Annotated in this window: 15 protein-coding genes and 1 tRNA gene; all 16 read right to left on the bottom strand. The window is 49.3% G+C overall.

Going from position 1 to position 17,630, the window contains the following annotated elements; all coding sequences use genetic code 11:
• Positions 1–8 precede the first annotated feature (8 nt).
• Entirely contained in the window at positions 9–641 is a 633-nt protein-coding gene (locus tag BM485_13025; GenBank protein ID OKY74747.1) for a 50S ribosomal protein L3, read from the bottom strand.
• A 94-nt stretch (positions 642–735) separates the two neighbouring features.
• Positions 736–1,047 carry a 30S ribosomal protein S10 gene (locus BM485_13020; GenBank protein OKY74746.1) on the bottom strand — a complete coding sequence of 104 codons (312 nt, stop codon included), beginning with the start codon at positions 1,045–1,047 and terminating at the stop codon, positions 736–738.
• A gap of 9 nt (positions 1,048–1,056) precedes the next feature.
• Positions 1,057–2,247 carry a translation elongation factor Tu gene (locus tag BM485_13015; GenBank protein OKY74745.1) on the bottom strand — a complete coding sequence of 397 codons (1,191 nt, stop codon included), beginning with the start codon at positions 2,245–2,247 and terminating at the stop codon, positions 1,057–1,059.
• A 26-nt stretch (positions 2,248–2,273) separates the two neighbouring features.
• Positions 2,274–4,358 carry a translation elongation factor G gene (locus tag BM485_13010; protein ID OKY74744.1) on the bottom strand — a complete coding sequence of 695 codons (2,085 nt, stop codon included), beginning with the start codon at positions 4,356–4,358 and terminating at the stop codon, positions 2,274–2,276.
• Between the two features lie 65 nt (positions 4,359–4,423).
• Positions 4,424–4,897, bottom strand: a complete 474-nt coding sequence (locus BM485_13005; protein OKY74743.1) for a 30S ribosomal protein S7 — start codon at positions 4,895–4,897, stop codon at positions 4,424–4,426.
• Positions 4,898–4,938: 41 nt separating this feature from the next.
• Complete coding sequence (locus tag BM485_13000) at positions 4,939–5,310, bottom strand: 30S ribosomal protein S12 (protein OKY74742.1); 372 nt, start codon at positions 5,308–5,310, stop codon at positions 4,939–4,941.
• A gap of 165 nt (positions 5,311–5,475) precedes the next feature.
• On the bottom strand, positions 5,476–9,531 hold the full coding sequence (locus tag BM485_12995) for a DNA-directed RNA polymerase subunit beta' (GenBank protein ID OKY74741.1): 4,056 nt from the start codon (positions 9,529–9,531) through the stop codon (positions 5,476–5,478).
• Positions 9,532–9,645: 114 nt separating this feature from the next.
• On the bottom strand, positions 9,646–13,731 hold the full coding sequence (locus BM485_12990) for a DNA-directed RNA polymerase subunit beta (protein ID OKY74740.1): 4,086 nt from the start codon (positions 13,729–13,731) through the stop codon (positions 9,646–9,648).
• 205 nt (positions 13,732–13,936) lie between these two features.
• On the bottom strand, positions 13,937–14,320 hold the full coding sequence (locus tag BM485_12985) for a 50S ribosomal protein L7/L12 (protein OKY74739.1): 384 nt from the start codon (positions 14,318–14,320) through the stop codon (positions 13,937–13,939).
• A gap of 39 nt (positions 14,321–14,359) precedes the next feature.
• A complete protein-coding gene (locus tag BM485_12980; protein ID OKY74738.1) occupies positions 14,360–14,887 on the bottom strand; it encodes a 50S ribosomal protein L10 in 528 nt (175 codons plus the stop codon).
• 358 nt (positions 14,888–15,245) lie between these two features.
• On the bottom strand, positions 15,246–15,956 hold the full coding sequence (locus BM485_12975; GenBank protein OKY74737.1) for a 50S ribosomal protein L1: 711 nt from the start codon (positions 15,954–15,956) through the stop codon (positions 15,246–15,248).
• 20 nt (positions 15,957–15,976) lie between these two features.
• Positions 15,977–16,402 (bottom strand): 50S ribosomal protein L11, encoded by a 426-nt coding sequence (locus BM485_12970; GenBank protein OKY74736.1) that lies wholly within the window; start codon positions 16,400–16,402, stop codon positions 15,977–15,979.
• A 75-nt stretch (positions 16,403–16,477) separates the two neighbouring features.
• The gene (locus tag BM485_12965; protein OKY74735.1) at positions 16,478–17,008 is read right to left on the bottom strand and encodes a transcription termination/antitermination factor NusG; all 531 of its coding nucleotides are present in this window, start codon (positions 17,006–17,008) and stop codon (positions 16,478–16,480) included.
• A 41-nt stretch (positions 17,009–17,049) separates the two neighbouring features.
• A complete protein-coding gene (locus BM485_12960) occupies positions 17,050–17,232 on the bottom strand; it encodes a preprotein translocase subunit SecE (protein ID OKY74805.1) in 183 nt (60 codons plus the stop codon).
• A gap of 159 nt (positions 17,233–17,391) precedes the next feature.
• A tRNA-Trp gene (locus BM485_12955) sits at positions 17,392–17,467 on the bottom strand.
• A gap of 5 nt (positions 17,468–17,472) precedes the next feature.
• Positions 17,473–17,625 carry a 50S ribosomal protein L33 gene (locus BM485_12950; protein ID OKY74734.1) on the bottom strand — a complete coding sequence of 51 codons (153 nt, stop codon included), beginning with the start codon at positions 17,623–17,625 and terminating at the stop codon, positions 17,473–17,475.
• Positions 17,626–17,630: the final 5 nt, after the last annotated feature.

Here is a 17,630-nt window from a genome sequence, read left to right as displayed (position 1 = left end):
TTTATTTTTTACTTTGAAAAAATTTGCAACAATTCTTTTGCTGTGCCAGGAAGGGATCCCTTTATCACCATGACATTTTCTTCATTGCGAATATCAACAATGATCAAATTCTTTTTGGTGACGAGGTTATTACCCATACGACCGGGCATTTTTTTTCCTTTAACAACTTTGCTGGGCCATGCACTGCAACCGATAGAGCCTGGGGCTCGATGAAACATGGAGCCGTGGGTTTTGCGACCGCCCTTGAATCCATGACGTTTAACAACGCCCTGAAAACCACGCCCCTTCACCCGTCCACTGACATCAACGATATCGCCGATTTTAAACAAATCACCGATGACAATTTTCTGCCCGAGTTCATAATTTTCAGGATTTTCAACGCGAAACTCCTTCAAATGATAGAAACCCGACTCCTGACCTGCATTTTTACAGTGCCCGGCCAGAGGTTTATTGACCCTGCTTTCCTTTTTAGGGTCAAATCCTACCTGAATCGCGTTATAGCCTTCCTTTTCTTTTGTCTTCTTCTGCAGAACAACACAGGGACCCGCTTCGACAACGGTTACTCCCACTGCCGCGCCCATCTCTGTGAAAATTCGGGTCATCCCGATTTTTTTTCCTAATATTCCAAGTGTTTTAGGCATAATTCCTATCCTTGTTATTTTTCAGACAATATGACAATCGACGTCTGATTATTCCTTTGCCTTTTCACTTTCATTCAAGTGATGTCGAGGTCACTTACAGCTTTATTTCAACATCGACACCTGCCGACAATTCAAGCTTCATCAACGCATCAATGGTCTGCTGTGTCGGCTCCAAAATGTCAAGCAATCTGCGGTGAGTTCTCATTTCAAATGCTTCACGGGATTTTTTATCCACATGGGGAGAACGCAGCACGCAGTATTTATTGATTGAAGTTGGTAATGGAATAGGCCCTGCTATGATTGCTCCTGTCCTTTTTGCCGTATCAACAATTTCATGTGTTGACTGGTCCAAGAGTTTATGATCATAGCCTTTCAGCCTGATACGAATTTTCTGTGTCTGGATCATGTCCTATCCTTATTCAATAATCTCGTTAATGACACCGGCCCCAACTGTACGGCCACCCTCACGGATTGCAAAACGAAGTCCTGCTTCCATGGCAATCGGGGTGATCAGGGCGCCCTCTATGGTGACGTTGTCGCCCGGCATGACCATCTCCACCCCTTCGGGCAGGGTGACGATACCGGTTACGTCGGTGGTACGAAAATAAAACTGCGGCCGGTATCCGTTGAAAAAGGGTGTATGACGGCCGCCCTCTTCCTTGCTCAGGATGTAACACTCAGCCTTGAACTTCACATGGGGCGTGATGCTCTTCTGTGCCGCCAGTACCTGGCCGCGCTCGATGTCCTCACGCTTGGTGCCGCGCAGCAGGATACCGACATTATCACCGGCCTGACCCTGATCCAGGATCTTCCGGAACATCTCAACCCCGGTTACCGTCGTCTTCTGCGTGTCGCGAATACCAACGATCTCAACCTCATCACCCACCTTGATGATGCCGCGCTCGATACGTCCGGTCGCTACCGTACCACGTCCGGAAATGGAAAAAACATCCTCGACAGGCATCAAAAACGGCTTGTCAATGTCACGTTTCGGCTCGGGAACAAATGAATCCACCGCAGCCATCAGATCCCAGATACATTTTGCCGCTTCCGGGTCCGTCGGATTCTCCAGAGCCTTCAAGGCACTGCCCTGAACGATCGGGGTATCGTCTCCCGGAAATTCGTATTTGCTCAAAAGCTCGCGCAGCTCCATGTCGACCAGCTCAATCAGCTCTGCATCGTCAACCATGTCGCATTTATTCAGAAAAACAACAATGGCGGGCACACCTACCTGACGGGCAAGAAGAATGTGCTCACGGGTCTGCGGCATCGGTCCGTCATCTGCGCCTACTACGAGGATCGCCCCGTCCATCTGCGCTGCGCCGGTGATCATGTTCTTGATATAATCCGCATGGCCCGGACAGTCGACATGGGCATAATGACGGTTGTCCGTCTCATACTCGACATGGGCCGTCGCAATGGTGATACCACGCTCTTTTTCTTCCGGAGCCTTGTCAATCTCACTGAAATCGGTCTTCTTGGCATATCCCTTGGTTGCAAGCACCTGGGTGATCGCTGCGGTCAATGTGGTCTTTCCGTGATCAATGTGACCGATTGTTCCAATATTTACATGGGGTTTAGTCCGTTCAAACTTTTGCTTTGCCATTCATTCGCCTCATAACTACGGATTGTTTAAATTAATCCTTTAACTTTTTTCACTATAGCTTGAGCAGTTTTTTCAGCAACTTTTGCATATGCCGCAAACTGCATCGTAAAATTCGCTCTTCCCTGGGATGCGGAACGCAGATTTGTCGAGTAACCGAACATCTCCGCCAAGGGTGACTCCGCCGTTATCACTTGATACCCGTTTTCCCGTGAGTCGATTCCGTTAATTCTCGCCCTCCGGGAATTAAGATCGGCAATGACATCGCCGACATACTGATCGGGCACGACTACTTCAACGTTCATCACCGGTTCAAGCAGAACCGGGGACGCCTGCGCAAGTGCATTGCGCAATGCAATAGTTGCCGCCACTCCGAATGCCTGATCCGTGGAATCTTCTTCATGATATGAACCTCCCACCAGGGAGACTTTCACATCAGTCACTGAAAAACCCGCCAGGGACCCGCTTTCAAGTCCGCCAACGACACCTTTTTTAATGGCAGGAATGAAGTGGCCGGGTATAAGCTCCTCATCAATCTTGCTCTCGAATACGGTGCCGCTTGCTTGCGCAAGTGGTTCAACTTCAAGCCAGACATGGCCATATTGCGGCCTGACTCCACTTTGCTGAACAAAAGAACCTTCAGCGCGAGCAGTACTCTCTATGGTTTCCTTATAGGCAACCTGCGGAGGACCGACATTGGCTGAAACCTTGAATTCACGAATCAGCCGGTCAACGATAATCTCAAGGTGCAGTTCACCCATTCCCGAGATTAACTTTTGGCCCGTATCCGCATCCGTCCTTATTTTAAAGGAAGGATCTTCCAAGGATATCTTTTCAAGACTGTCATTAAGCTTTACTTCGTCAGCCTTGCTTTTCGGTTCTATGGCAATACTGATGACCGGTTCGGGAAAATCCATCATATCCAGAATGATCGGATCATCCTGATCACAAAGGGTATCGCCGGTGGTTGAGAAGCGAAGCCCGATAACCGCGGCAATATCGCCCGGACCGACCTGGTCAACCTCTTCACGCTTGTTGGAATGCATCTTGACAATGCGATTTACTTTTTCCAGCTTCTGCTTAAGCGGATTATATACTTTACCGCCGGCCTTCAATAAACCGGAATAAACTCGTATATAAGCCAGGTTTCCAACAAACGGATCGGATGTAAGCTTAAATGCCAATGCACAGAATTTTTCACTGGCACCGGTCTTACGGCTCACCACTTCTCCGTTACTATTCAATCCTTCGACTGGAGGAACATCTGTTGGTGAAGGCAAATATGCAATTACTGCATCGAGTAAGGGCTGGACACCTTTATTTTTAAAGGCGCTTCCGCAAAAAACAGGAACCAGCTCAAGCTTCAAAGTCGCATTACGAGTCGCTCTGCGCAACTCTTCAGATGTAATGCTTTGCTCTTCCAGATATTTTTCCATGACCCCCTCATCGAAGTCGGCCAGCTTCTCGACGAGGGCCATACGTGCAGCCGTGAATTTGTCTCGATAATCCGCAGGTATTTCTTTTTCCAAAAATTGCGAGCCCTGCGACTCCTCATCAAAGACCAGCATTTTGCCGCTGATCAAATCGATGATACCGCGAAAGTTCTCCTCGGCGCCCACAGGAATCTGCATGGCCAAGGGATTCGCTCCAAGCCTTTTTGTCATCATGTCCAGACACCGATCAAAATCAGCGCCTACCCGATCCATCTTGTTGACAAAGGCTATACGCGGTATTGCATACTTATCAGCTTGTCGCCATACCGTTTCCGACTGGGGCTCAACCCCACCCACCGCGCAAAACACGGCGACAACGCCGTCTAATACCCGGAGACATCGCTCAACCTCGACGGTAAAGTCAACATGTCCCGGGGTATCTATTATATTAATATAATTATTTTTCCACTCACAGGTGGTGGCGGCTGATGTTATCGTGATGCCGCGCTCCTGTTCCTGCTCCATCCAGTCCATAACAGCGGCGCCGTCATGAACTTCGCCCATCTTGTGGGTTTTACCCGTGTAATAAAGTATGCGCTCTGTTGTCGTTGTTTTGCCGGCATCGATATGCGCCATGATCCCGATATTGCGCAATCTTGCCAAAGAGACGTTGTTTGCCACCTTCTTTTCTCCCCTGCAACATCTCTTTCAACTTGCCGGAGCTCCTATCACAGTCAGTGTTGAAATTACCAACGATAATGAGCAAAAGCCTTATTTGCGTCAGCCATCTTGTGCGTATCCTCACGCTTCTTGACGGATGTTCCACGATTGTGGTAGGCATCAGCCAGTTCCGAAGCAAGCTTTTCCGCCATGGACTTGCCGCTCCGTTTCGCGGAGAAACCCACCAGCCAACGGATGGCAAGGGCATTACGTCGCTCGGGGCGAACCTCGACAGGCACCTGATATGTTGCACCGCCGACGCGTCGAGACTTAACTTCTACTTTGGGCCTTACATTCTCCATGGCTTTTTCAAAAACAGACAATGCATCATCTTCCTTGACCGTTTTCTCAATGATATCCATGGCATCATAGAAGATTGAGCGGGCAATGCTTTTTTTACCGCGCTCCATCAGGCCATTTATAAACTTAGAAACCAAGACGCTGTTAAAGCGCGCATCCTGATTAATTTCACGTTTTGCTACCAATCTACGTCTGGGCATTACCTTTCAGCTCCTTCTCTTTTCATCAAAAAAAACAGAAATTATTTGGGACGTTTTGCACCGTATTTTGAGCGCCCCTGTCTCCTGTCCGAGACACCCAGCGTGTCCAGCGTACCCCTGATGATATGATAACGAACACCGGGAAGGTCTTTTACCCTGCCACCCCTGATTAACACCACCGAATGCTCCTGCAGATTATGCCCGATACCGGGAATATAGGAGGTTACCTCTATCCCGTTTGTCAATCTTACCCTGGCAACCTTCCTCAACGCAGAGTTCGGCTTTTTAGGTGTTGTGGTATAAACACGTACACAGACTCCCCTTCTCTGGGGGCAAGCCTGCAAGGCGGGTGTATTGGTCCTCTTCACCGATTTCTTACGACCGTGCCGTACCAATTGGTTGATGGTTGGCATTGACTAGACTCCTACATTTGTTTTTATAATTATCCCCTTCCAGGGAAGGGGACGATTAGTGCGTGATCGAAAAACGGAATACTTACACGATGCCTTTGCCGGTGTCAAGAATAAACTTGTTCACCATCAGCAGATAAATATAACTTTTTCAGTTCACCTTCTCTGCTATTCCTCCATGGAATAACGCTCAAGACCTGTGCCGGCAGGGACAAGCCGACCCATGATAACATTTTCCTTCAAACCGCTCAAATCATCAAACTTGCCGGCCATGGCAGCATTGGTGAGAACCTTGGTCGTTTCCTGGAATGAAGCGGCGGAAATGAAACTGTCCGTACTGAGGGAAGCCTTGGTGACGCCGAGCAGCAACGGTTCGGCAACCGCTGGACGTCCGCCTTCCCTGAGTATTTTTTCATTTTCTTCATTAAACTTCCAGGCCTCAACCTGCTCTCCGAGCATAAAGGTGCTGTCGCCGACCCGGGTAATATGGACACGGCGCAACATCTGGCGAACGATGACCTCAATGTGCTTGTCGTTGATTTTGACACCCTGGAGACGGTAGACTTCCTGGATCTCATTCACGAGAAATTTAGCCAGCTCCTTGACGCCCATGACGCGAAGAATGTCATTGGGATCCGGAGAACCATCCATCAGCGGTTCGCCTGCCTTGACATAGTCCCCTTCATGAACGCTGATGTGTTTTCCTTTTGGAATCAGATATTCTTTGGGTTCACCGATCTCAGGTGTCACGATAACCCGTTTTTTCCCCTTGAGATCCTTGCCGAAATTCACCCGGCCATTGATTTCACTGATCACCGCATGTTCCTTGGGTTTTCGCACCTCGAACAATTCGGCAACCCGCGGCAAACCACCGGTGATGTCCTTGGTTTTTGTCGTCTCGCGAGGGATCTTGCCGAGAACGGTACCAGCCTTAATTTCCTGACCTTCCTCGACGTTGATGATGGTTCCCACCGGCAGGGAATAACGGGCAGGCGTGCCCGTCCCTTCAAGCTTCAAGGTTTTACCCTTGTCGCCCTTGAGTGAAATACGCGGGTTCATTGCCGCAACCTTGGAGGCGATAATTACGTAACTTGCCTTGCCGGTAATCGGGTCAACCCTTTCCTGCATGGTCGAACCCTCGATAATGTCGCCGAATTTAACCGTACCCGATACCTCGCTGACAATCGGGATGGTATAAGGATCCCAGTCGGCAATCAAGGTATTCGGCTCAACCACATCACCATCGTTGACGTCTAAAATCGCGCCATAGGTCACCGGATATCTTTCCCGCTCACGGCCCTTGGTCCCGAGGATGCTGATCTCGCCGTTGCGGTTCATGACAACCAGCTTTCCTTCATTGTTCTTGACACAATGAAGATCCTGAAACTTTATTTCGCCGCCATGCAGGGTGCGGATCTCCGCTTGCATAACACTTCTGCTCGCCGTGCCGCCGATATGGAATGTGCGCATGGTCAACTGTGTTCCAGGCTCACCAATGGACTGGGCGGCGATAATGCCGACGGCCTCACCGATATTGACCATGTGACCGCGGCCAAGATCACGTCCATAGCAGGAAACACAGACACCACGACGGGAGTTGCAGGTCAGAACCGAACGAATCATGACCCTATCGATACCCGCATATTCTATGGTTTCGACCTTGTCTTCGGTTATTTCATCTCCGGCCCTGGCAATGGTTTCACCGGAGAAGGGATCAACGATATCCTCCAGGGCGACACGTCCGAGAATACGTTCACCAACACGCTGAATCACCTCGCCGCCTTCAAACAGCGGCTCAGCCATAATGCCGTCCAGGGTGCCGCAATCTTTCTCCGAAATGGTGGAATCCTGGGCAACATCAACCAGTCTCCTGGTCAGATATCCGGAGTTGGCTGTTTTAAGAGCGGTATCGGCAAGACCTTTCCGTGCACCATGGGTGGAAATAAAGTACTCCAGAACATTCAACCCCTCGCGGAAGTTGGCCTTGATGGGTGATTCGATAATGGCACCGGAAGGTTTGGCCATGAGGCCGCGCATACCGGCGAGCTGGCGGATCTGGTCCTTGCTGCCCCTGGCGCCCGAGTCGGCCATGATATAGATGGAATTAAAGCTCGGTGTTTCCACCAGCTGTTTATTCTTGTCACGCAGATAAAGGACGGACAGCTCCTTCATCATCTCCTGGGCAACATCGTCGGTGGCCCTGGACCAGATATCGACAACCTTGTTGTATTTCTCGCCGGCCGTAATCAAACCATCGGCATATTGCTGCTCAACATCCATGACTTCATTTTCCGACTTGCCCAGAATTTCCTCCTTGCTGACCGGAATCTGCATATCATTGATGCAAATGGAGATAGCAGCCTGGGTGGCGAACTCGTAACCGATATCCTTCAGTCGGTCGGCCAGGATGACTGTCTCCTTGGTCCCGGCATGCCGATAGGTAAAATCGATTAACTTGGCCAACGCCTTTTTCTTGAGAACCTGATTCACGGCGGAAAAAGGAATCGAATCGGGCAAGAGCTCGCCGATAAGAACACGGCCGGTGGTTGTCTCAACAAGTTCACCATTAATGCGCACCTTCACCCGCGCCTGCAGATGCACTTCGCCGTAATCATAGGCGATCCGGGCTTCTTCGGGCGAGGAGAAAATTTTACCCTCACCCTTGGCATACAATCTTTCCCTAGTCATGTAATAGAGACCGAGAACAATATCCTGACTGGGAATGATGATCGGCTCGCCATGGGCCGGGGAGAGGATGTTGTTGGTGGACATCATCAACACCCGCGCCTCCATCTGCGCTTCGACCGTCAAAGGGATATGGACCGCCATCTGATCACCGTCGAAATCGGCATTGAAAGCGGAACAAACCAGGGGATGCAGCTGGATGGCCTTGCCCTCGATCAGGATAGGCTCGAAAGCCTGCATGCCGAGGCGATGCAGGGTTGGAGCACGGTTGAGGATGATCGGATATTCCTTGACAACATCATCGAGAACGTCCCATACCTCTTTTGTTTCTTTTTCCACCATCTTTCTCGCGCTTTTAATGGTGGTCACGTAGCCGAGCATTTCCAGCTTGTTGTAGATAAACGGCTTAAAAAGCTCCAGGGCCATTTTTTTGGGCAGACCGCACTGATGAAGACGCAGATGCGGGCCGACAACAATAACGGTACGGCCGGAGTAATCAACGCGTTTCCCGAGAAGATTCTGCCGGAATCGGCCCTGTTTCCCTTTCAGCATGTCGCTTAAGGATTTGAGCGGCCGCTTGTTGGGGCCGGTAATGACCTTGCCTCGGCGGCCGTTGTCAAACAGCACGTCAACCGCTTCCTGCAGCATGCGCTTTTCATTGCGGATAATAATTTCCGGGGCGTCAAGCTCAAGCAGCCTTTTTAAGCGGTTGTTGCGGTTAATAACCCGACGATAAAGATCATTCAAATCCGAGGTGGCAAAACGACCTCCCTCCAGGGGCACCAGGGGGCGCAGGTCCGGAGGAAGAACAGGGATGACGTCAAGGATCATCCATTCGGGCTTGTTGCCCGAATCACGGAATGCCTCGACGATATTCAACCGTTTTGCCAGCTTCTTGCGTTTGGCCTCGGAGCCGGTTTGCCGCATTTCTTCCCGCAACTGCACGGACAGCTCATTAAGTTCGAGGCTTTTCAGGATATCCTTGATAGCCGCGGCACCAATGCCCACGGTGAATTTGCCGGGAAAGTCCTCACGGCTCTGTCGATACTGCTCCTCGGTGAGCAAGGCGCCGACCGCCAGGGACGGCTCATCGGAAGAAACAACGACATAGGAATCGAAATAAAGAACCTTTTCCAATTCCTTGAGCGTCATGTCGCAGAGATTGCCGATTTTACTCGGGAGACTTTTCAAAAACCAGATATGGGCAACCGGGGAAGCAAGTTCAATATGACCGAGCCTTTCACGCCGCACTTTGGACTGAATGACTTCGACCCCGCATTTTTCGCAGATTACGCCGCGATGCTTCATCCGCTTATACTTGCCGCAATTACATTCATAATCCTTGACGGGACCGAATATTTTCGCGCAGAAAAGCCCGTCGCGTTCCGGTTTGAATGTTCTGTAATTAATCGTCTCCGGTTTTTTTACTTCTCCGTGTGACCAGTCGAGAATTTTTTCCGGAGAGGCGAGAGAAATCCGGACAGAATTAAATTTAAAAGGCTTTTTTTCATTATTAAAAAAGCTGAAAAGTTCATCCACGGCAGCACCCTTGTAAGCAATTTTTCGTTTCGTTCAGTCGGTAAGGACAGAGATCATGTCGCAAAACCGTTTGAGAAGCTTGACTCCTGTTCTCAAATTGTAATCCGGACCTCTTTACTCCAACAGTTCCATGTCAAGGCAGAGGCCTTGCAGTTCCTTGATAAGAACATGGAACGACTCCGGAAGACCGGCTGTCAGGAAATTGTTGCCTTTCACTATTTTTTCGTACATTTTTGTCCGGCCGCTCACATCATCCGACTTAACGGTGAGGAACTCCTGCAACGTATAGGCCGCACCGTATGCCTCCATGGCCCACACCTCCATCTCACCGAGTCGCTGACCGCCGAACTGGGCCTTGCCGCCCAAGGGCTGCTGGGTTACCAGTGAATACGGTCCGGTGGAACGGGCATGAATCTTATCATCAACAAGATGATGCAGTTTCATGATATACATGGTGCCGACGGTGACTTTATTTTCGAACATATCGCCGGTGAGCCCGTCATACAGGACGGACTGCCCAACCTCCTCGCAGCCTGACTCAACCAGCATGCCGCGAATTTCCGCCTCGGTGGCGCCGTCAAAAACCGGGGTGGCGATATGAATGCCTGTTCCCATTTTCCGGCCCATATCAAGCAGATCCTGATCGGTGAGGCCGTCAGTCAGTTCCGCGTATTCCTTGGCGGAATAAATCTTTTGCAGTTTCGCCTTCATGGCGGCAATCTCGTTTTTTTCCGCCAGCTGCTGGATCTGTTCACCCAGCATTTTGGCAGCGCGGCCCAGATGGACTTCAAGCACCTGACCCACGTTCATTCGCGAAGGTACGCCCAAAGGATTCAGCACCACATCAACCGGTGTTCCGTCGGCAAAATAGGGCATGTCCTCTTCCGGCAAAATCCTGGAAACAACACCCTTGTTTCCATGACGACCGGCCATTTTATCACCCACCGCGAGCTTGCGCTTGGTGGCAACATACACCTTGACCATCTTGATGACGCCCGGAGGAAGATCATCGCCTTTTTTCAAGCGTTCAATGCGCGCCTTGTACCGCTCATTGACCACATCAACCTGCTTGTCAAAACGGTCAAACAGGAGATCTACTTCGCCCTGCAGCTTTTCCCGGTTCGTGAAATCAATTCTCTTCACATCGGCAAGGGCCATTTTCTCGAGAATCTCAGTGGTAATTTTACCGCCCTCTTCCAGCAGAACCTCGCCGTTTTTCGAAAGGACGACCGAGTTGGCTTTTTCCTGCCCCAGAATTTCAGCCAAGCTGTTTTTCACAGCCTTTTTCAGGCAGCTGACTTCGTCATCATGGTCACGCTCAAGACGGCGAATTTCCATTTTTTCAATGGTAAGGGTTCTTTCATCCTTCTCCACCCCTTTGCGAGAGAAAACCTTGGCATCAATAACAACTCCCTCAACACCCGGCGGAACCCGCAGGGAGGTATCTTTCACATCCCCTGCCTTTTCGCCGAAAATCGCCCGCAGAAGTTTTTCCTCTGGAGAAAGCTGGGTTTCCCCTTTCGGTGTCACCTTGCCGACCATGGTGTCGCCCGGTTTTATTTCAGCTCCGATGCGGACAACGCCGCTTTCATCGAGATTGCGCAGACTTTCCTCGCTGACATTGGGAATATCGCGGGTAATCTCTTCCTTGCCGAGTTTGGTATCGCGCGCCACGGTTTCAAAGACTTCGATATGAAGTGAGGTGTAGGTATCATCGCGCAACAACCGCTCACTGACAAGAATGGAATCCTCAAAGTTAAAACCGCGCCAAGGCATAAAGGCAATGGTTACATTCTTGCCAAGGGCCAATTCACCCTTTTCCACGGCCGGACCGTCGGCCAGGATTTCATTCTTCACAACCTTTTGCCCGGGCAGAACGAGAGGCCGCTGATTAAAGCAGGTGGACTGATTTGATTTCCTGTATTTATCAAGCCGGTAAACACCAATGCCGGTATCAAAGCCGTCTGTTCCCGGCTGGTCGTATCGAATGACAACGCGATTGGCATCAACTTCTTCAACAACACCGTCACCGCCGGCCAGCAGACAGACGCCGGAATCACAGGCAACCTTTTTTTCCATGCCGGTACCGATAATCGGGGCGGCCGTGCGCAGCAGGGGAACCCCCTGACGTTGCATGTTGGATCCCATCAGGGCACGGTTCGCGTCGTCGTTATCAAGAAAAGGAATCATCGAAGCGGCGACGCTGACCAGCTGATTCGGTGACACATCCATGCAGGTCACCTTGTCCGCGCTGGTGAGAACAACCTCGCCCTCCTCGCGGGCAATCAGGTTATCGGCCACCAGAACACCCTTGGCGTCGACTTCAACAATTGCCGGAACAAAAACTTCGTTTTTTTCCTTCAAAGCCGTCATATAAACAACTTCATCGGTAACTTTCCGGTTCTCGACCTTCCGATAGGGGGTCTCGATAAAGCCGTACTGGTTGACCTTGGCAAATCCCGCCAATGAAACAATGAGGCCGATATTCGGTCCCTCAGGGGTCTCAACCGGGCAGATTCTTCCATAGTGGGTCGGATGAACGTCGCGGACCTCAAACCCAGCGCGCTCGCGGGAAAGACCACCGGGTCCAAGGGCACTGAGCCTTCTCTTGTGCGTCACCTCGGAAAGCGGGTTGGTCTGGTCCATGAACTGGGACAGCTGGCTGGTTCCGAAAAATTCCTTGATTGCCGCAGTGATCGGTTTCGGATTAATAAGGTCATGAGGCATCAGTGTTTCAACTTCCTGCAGGCTCATCCTTTCGCGGATGGCGCGTTCCATGCGGACCAGCCCCATACGATATTGATTTTCCACCAGTTCGCCCACGGTACGGACACGCCTGTTGCCCAAGTGGTCAATATCATCAACAGGCCCCTGTGAATCTTTAAGACGCAACAGATATTTGACCGCTTCCATGATGTCTTCCTTGGTCAGCGTTTTTGTTTCAATATCCGTGTTCAGTCCCAATTTTGCGTTGATCTTGAATCGTCCGACTTCGGAGAGATCATAGGTATCAGGGTTAAAGAAAAGATTTTCAAAAAACTTTACCGCGACCTCGGCGGTAGGAGGACTGCTCGGACGCAGCCTGCGATAAATCTCAAGCAATGCGTCTTCAGCTGTTTCGGCCTTATCAAGGGCAAGTGTCCGCCGGAAAGAATCCGTAACCTTGATGCCGTCAATGAACAGGATCTCCATGGACTGGACGCCTGATTGACGAATATCTTCGAGAATTGATTCGGTGATTTCAGCGTTACAGGGCAGGATGACTTCCCCTGTCGCGGAATTGATAATATCCTCGGCGACAAACTGACCAATGAGACTGTCGGCATCAACTTCCAGCACTTCGATTCCGGCTTCCTGCAGACGGAGAGCAAGGGCTTTACCGATTTTCCTGTTCTGCTTGGCGAGAATCTCACCGGTTTCAGGATGAAGGAGGTCATGCGGGGCTCGGTGTCCAACCACCATGGCAGCATTAAATTTCTTAAAAATCTTCTCCCCGGAAAAACTGATTTTTTCCGTGTCATAAAAGAAGCGCAACAGTTCGGGGCCGCTATGTCCCAAGGCTTTGAGCAGAGTGCTCACGGGAAATTTACGACGCCGATCAATTCGGACATGAAGAATATCCTTGGCGTCAAACTCAAGATCTACCCACGACCCCCGGACGGGAATGATGCGGGCGGAGTAGAGCAGCTTGCCGCCGGAATGGGTTTTGCCGCCGTCATGGGCATAAAAAAGTCCGGGAGAACGCTGTAACTGGCTGACGATTACCCGTTCCGTACCATTCACGACAAAAACACCTGCTTTGGTCATGAGCGGTATCGAACCGAGGTAAACGGATTGTTCCTTGATATCACGAATATTTTTCACATCCGTTTCCGGATCGAGATCATACGAAACGAGGCGAACGGTAATTTTGATCGGCACCTCGAAGGTCATCCCCCTTTCGACGCATTCTTCCACCGTATATTTCGGTTCACCGAAATTATAGCGGACGAATTCCAACGTACAGAGTCCATTAAAATCCTGAATGGGAAAAACTGACTTATAAATTGCCTGCAACCCTGACTCGTCTCGCTCATCAGGATCAACATCAATCTGCAAAAATTTTTCATAGGACACCCGCTGCATATCGATCAGATGCGGTTTTTCTATTACTTCACCGACCTTAGCAAAACTCTTCCTGACTCTTTTATTAACCTTCATTAAGTTATGCCCTCGCCTTACAAACTGATACTCAGTTTTTTAGCCATGTCTCCCGGACTAAGCAGGTCAACAGTACGCTGGGGGAAAAACGCAATATAACGCTACAGAGATTTTCACCCTGCAGCGTTATATTTTGCGTATCCTTCAGATTCTCATCCGAAGATGAAGAACCGGATCTATATACAGAAATTCTACAATGTCATAATTATTTGATTTCAACAGTACCGCCGGCAGCTTCGATCTTTGCTTTAATATCATCTGCCTCGGCTTTGGAAACGCCTTCCTTGATGGGTGAAGGAGCACCCTCCACCAAATCTTTTGCTTCTTTCAGCCCAAGAGAGGTGATTGCGCGAACTTCTTTGATAACACCGATTTTCTTGTCGCCTGCGGAAGTCAGGATAACATCGAATTCGGTTTTCTCTTCAGCGACGGCTTCAGCACCACCGGCAGCGGGGCCGGCAACAGCCACGGCTACCGGAGCGGCAGCGGAAACACCGAATTTTTCTTCCATTTCCTTGACGAGCTCGGACAGCTCAAGAACGGTCATATTGGCAATAAAATTGATTACATCTTCTTTAGATACAGACATTTATACAATCCTCCATTAAAAAATCATTCGTTTGATAAATCAGTTGTTTTCCTGTTCTTTCTTTTCCTTGAGGGCCGTCAGTGTATAGAGAAAACTTCTCGGTATGGCACTGAGAACCTGAACAAAGCTTGTGGGTACGGCATTCATAACGGAAAGGAGAGTGGCAAGCATAACTTCCTTGCTCGGCAGAGACGACAACGCTTTCAGGTCGTCGGGACTCAGATGTTTCCCCTCCAGAACTCCACCGCGCAGAATGAGTTCCGGGTGATTCTTGACAAACTCAGTCAGGATTTTGGCCGGCGCGACAGGATCCTCGTAGGATACAGTCACTGCAGTCGTCCCCTTGAGATGATCACTCATGACCTCAAAAGGAGTCCCCTGCACAGCCCTGCGGAGCAGCGTATTTTTGGCAACGCGTATCTCTGCATTGTTTTTTTTCAGCTCACGCCGAAGTTCTTCAAATGTGGATACGGTAACCCCGCGATAGTCGGCGACAACGGCAAATTTGGCTTTGTCAAATTTGTCGCTGAGTTCGGCTACTACCGCAGCTTTTTCATCACGATTCAATGTCCTACCTCCTTAAACTCACATCGCATCATTGACTCACTACGCCGAATCTTAAAAAATCCGGCAGACAATTGAAAGCTTATTGACACCAATAAGCCTTTTGGAATTAAAAGCAGTTGAAGTCGATGAGGACAGACAAGTGATGAACACAAACTCTTCCCGCGGAAAAGAGGACACGACACATCAAACGATGACGTATGCGTCACACTTGTTTTTTTGTTGCTCGCGCAACATATTCGTCTCGGCAGGCCCTGAATAAAGGATTAAACCTTCGTACCTGCTGTCTTCGACATCAATACTACTTTGAAAACGTGCATGACAAATGAATTTCTCATGCACGTTGCTGACATGAAATTACCTACGCCTGTTTAACGAGAACACGCAACTCCATGGGATCAATCTTGATACCGGGACCCATGGTGCTGGTGATACTGACGCCCTTCATATAGATACCCTTTGAGGATGAAGGTTTCAGTTGCAAAATCTTATCAATGAAGGCAAGCAGATTTTCCTGAATTTTGGTGACACCAAAGGAAGCCTTGCCGATCATGGCATGGACGATACCAGCCTTATCGACTTTGAAATCAACTTTACCGGATTTGATATCATTGACAACGCGGCCGACATCAAAGGTCACCGTGCCGAGTTTGGCGTTGGGCATCAGACCCCGGGGACCGAGAACACGTCCGATTTTTCCGACGGTGCCCATCATGTCCGGTGTGGCGATGGTACGATCAAACTCAAGCCACCCTGCTTGAATTTTTTCAACGAATTCATCGCCACCGGCGTAATCAGCTCCTGCATCCAGAGCTTCCTTCACCTTGTCGCCTTTCGCAAAGACGAGAACACGCTCTGTTTTGCCGGTTCCATTGGGAAGAACGACCGTGCTGCGCACCATCTGATCTGCGTGCCGCGGGTCAACACCTAATTTAACGGCGACGTCAATGGACTCGTCAAAAGCAGCGTATCGCGCCTTCAATAAGGACTCAACCGCATCAGGCAATGTATACATTTTCATTCTATCGAGACTCTCTACGGAATTTCGATATTTTTTTCCTCTTTTAGCCATGGCTACACCTTTGATTTTGCTCAATCAACAATTGTTATACCGCAACTTTTTGCTGTACCGGCAATAATTTTCATCGCCTTATCGACATCGTACGCATTCAGATCAGGCATTTTAAGTTCCGCGATCTCTCTGATCTGGTCTTGTGTAATTTTTGCAACACGATCTTTTTTAGGATTACTTGACCCGCCTTTCAAACCGAGCTTTTTGAACAAAAGCACGGAAGCAGGGGGCGTTTTTGTAATAAAAGTAAAAGAACGATCCGCAAAAACCGTAATCACAACCGGTATGATCATATCTCCCTCGTTCTGCGTCCTCGCGTTAAATGCCTTGCAGAATTCCATGATATTAACACCGTGCTGACCGAGAGCCGGTCCGACCGGTGGGGAGGGATTCGCCTTGCCGGCCGGAATCTGTAATTTTATATATCCGGTAATTTTTTTCGCCATTTTTCTCTCCTAACTATAAATAAAGCATATATGAATGCAATTTCCCTAACTGTGATCGATATCAATCAATAACGACTACCCTTTTGAAACCTGGACATATTCAAGTTCGACAGGTGTTTCTCTTCCGAATATACTCACCGTGACCCTAACCCTGCCCTTGTCTGGAAATACGGTTTCCACGACTCCCTGAAAATTGGAAAACGGCCCGTCAATTACCCGTACGACATCACCGACATCAAAAGTTACTTTTGGCTTCGGCTTAACCGCACCGTCCTTTATTCTACTGATGATCTTCATCGCTTCCTTGTCGGAAAGCGGCTCCGGATTCAGATCATTACCGACAAATCCGGTTACTTTCGGCGTATCACGGACGATATGCCAGGTCTCATCATTCAGGTCGACATTCAACAGGATGTAGCCGGGGAAAAACTTTCTCGAGGAGGTTTTCTTGGAGCCCTTGATCATCTCAACAACCTGTTCGGTCGGCACCAGGATTTCACCGAACATTTCCTCCTGTCCGGCTTTTTTCACTCTCTCCTGCATTGCCGTCTTTACCTTTTCTTCAAATCCCGAATAGGTATGCAGTATGTACCATGCTCTCGCCATATATTTCTTTCCAGCAGATGTTATCTCAGGATGCTTTTCATCTATTTAATCAGCAAACCAATCAGTTTTCCCAGAATCAGATCAACAGCGCCCAGATAAAAGGAAATCATAAATACCAACACAACCACGACTCCGGTTGTGGCAAATGTATGCTTTTTGTCAGGCCAGGCAACCTTACCGAATTCAGCTTTCACCTCACCGGCAAACACATTTATTTTGCTCAGATCAAATTTCGCACCTTCTTCTGCGACAGACTTTTTCTTAACATCTTGATCTTTTGAGTTTTTTTCTGTTTTGTTTGCCATAGTGTATCTTCGTATCTCAGGAATTCTCAAAATAAATTAATGCTTCGCTAAAAACCTATTAACGAAGCATTAATTTATTGGCAGGCCAGGAGGGACTCGAACCCCCAACTTCCGGATTTGGAGTCCGGCGCTCTACCATTAGAGCTACTGGCCTTTTGGTTATTTACGTGTTTCTTTGTGCAGAGTATGGCTTTTACAAAAACGACAATACTTCTTGAATTCAAGCTTATTGGGAGTCTGTCGCTTGTTTTTCGTCGTCGTATAATTCCGTTGTTTGCACTCGGTACAACCGAGTGTAATTATATCTCTCATTGCCA

The sequence above is a fragment of the Desulfobulbaceae bacterium DB1 genome (genome assembly GCA_001914235.1).
Taxonomy (GTDB): Bacteria; Desulfobacterota; Desulfobulbia; order Desulfobulbales; family SURF-16; genus DB1.
This window is presented reverse-complemented; position numbering and strand designations above follow the sequence as displayed.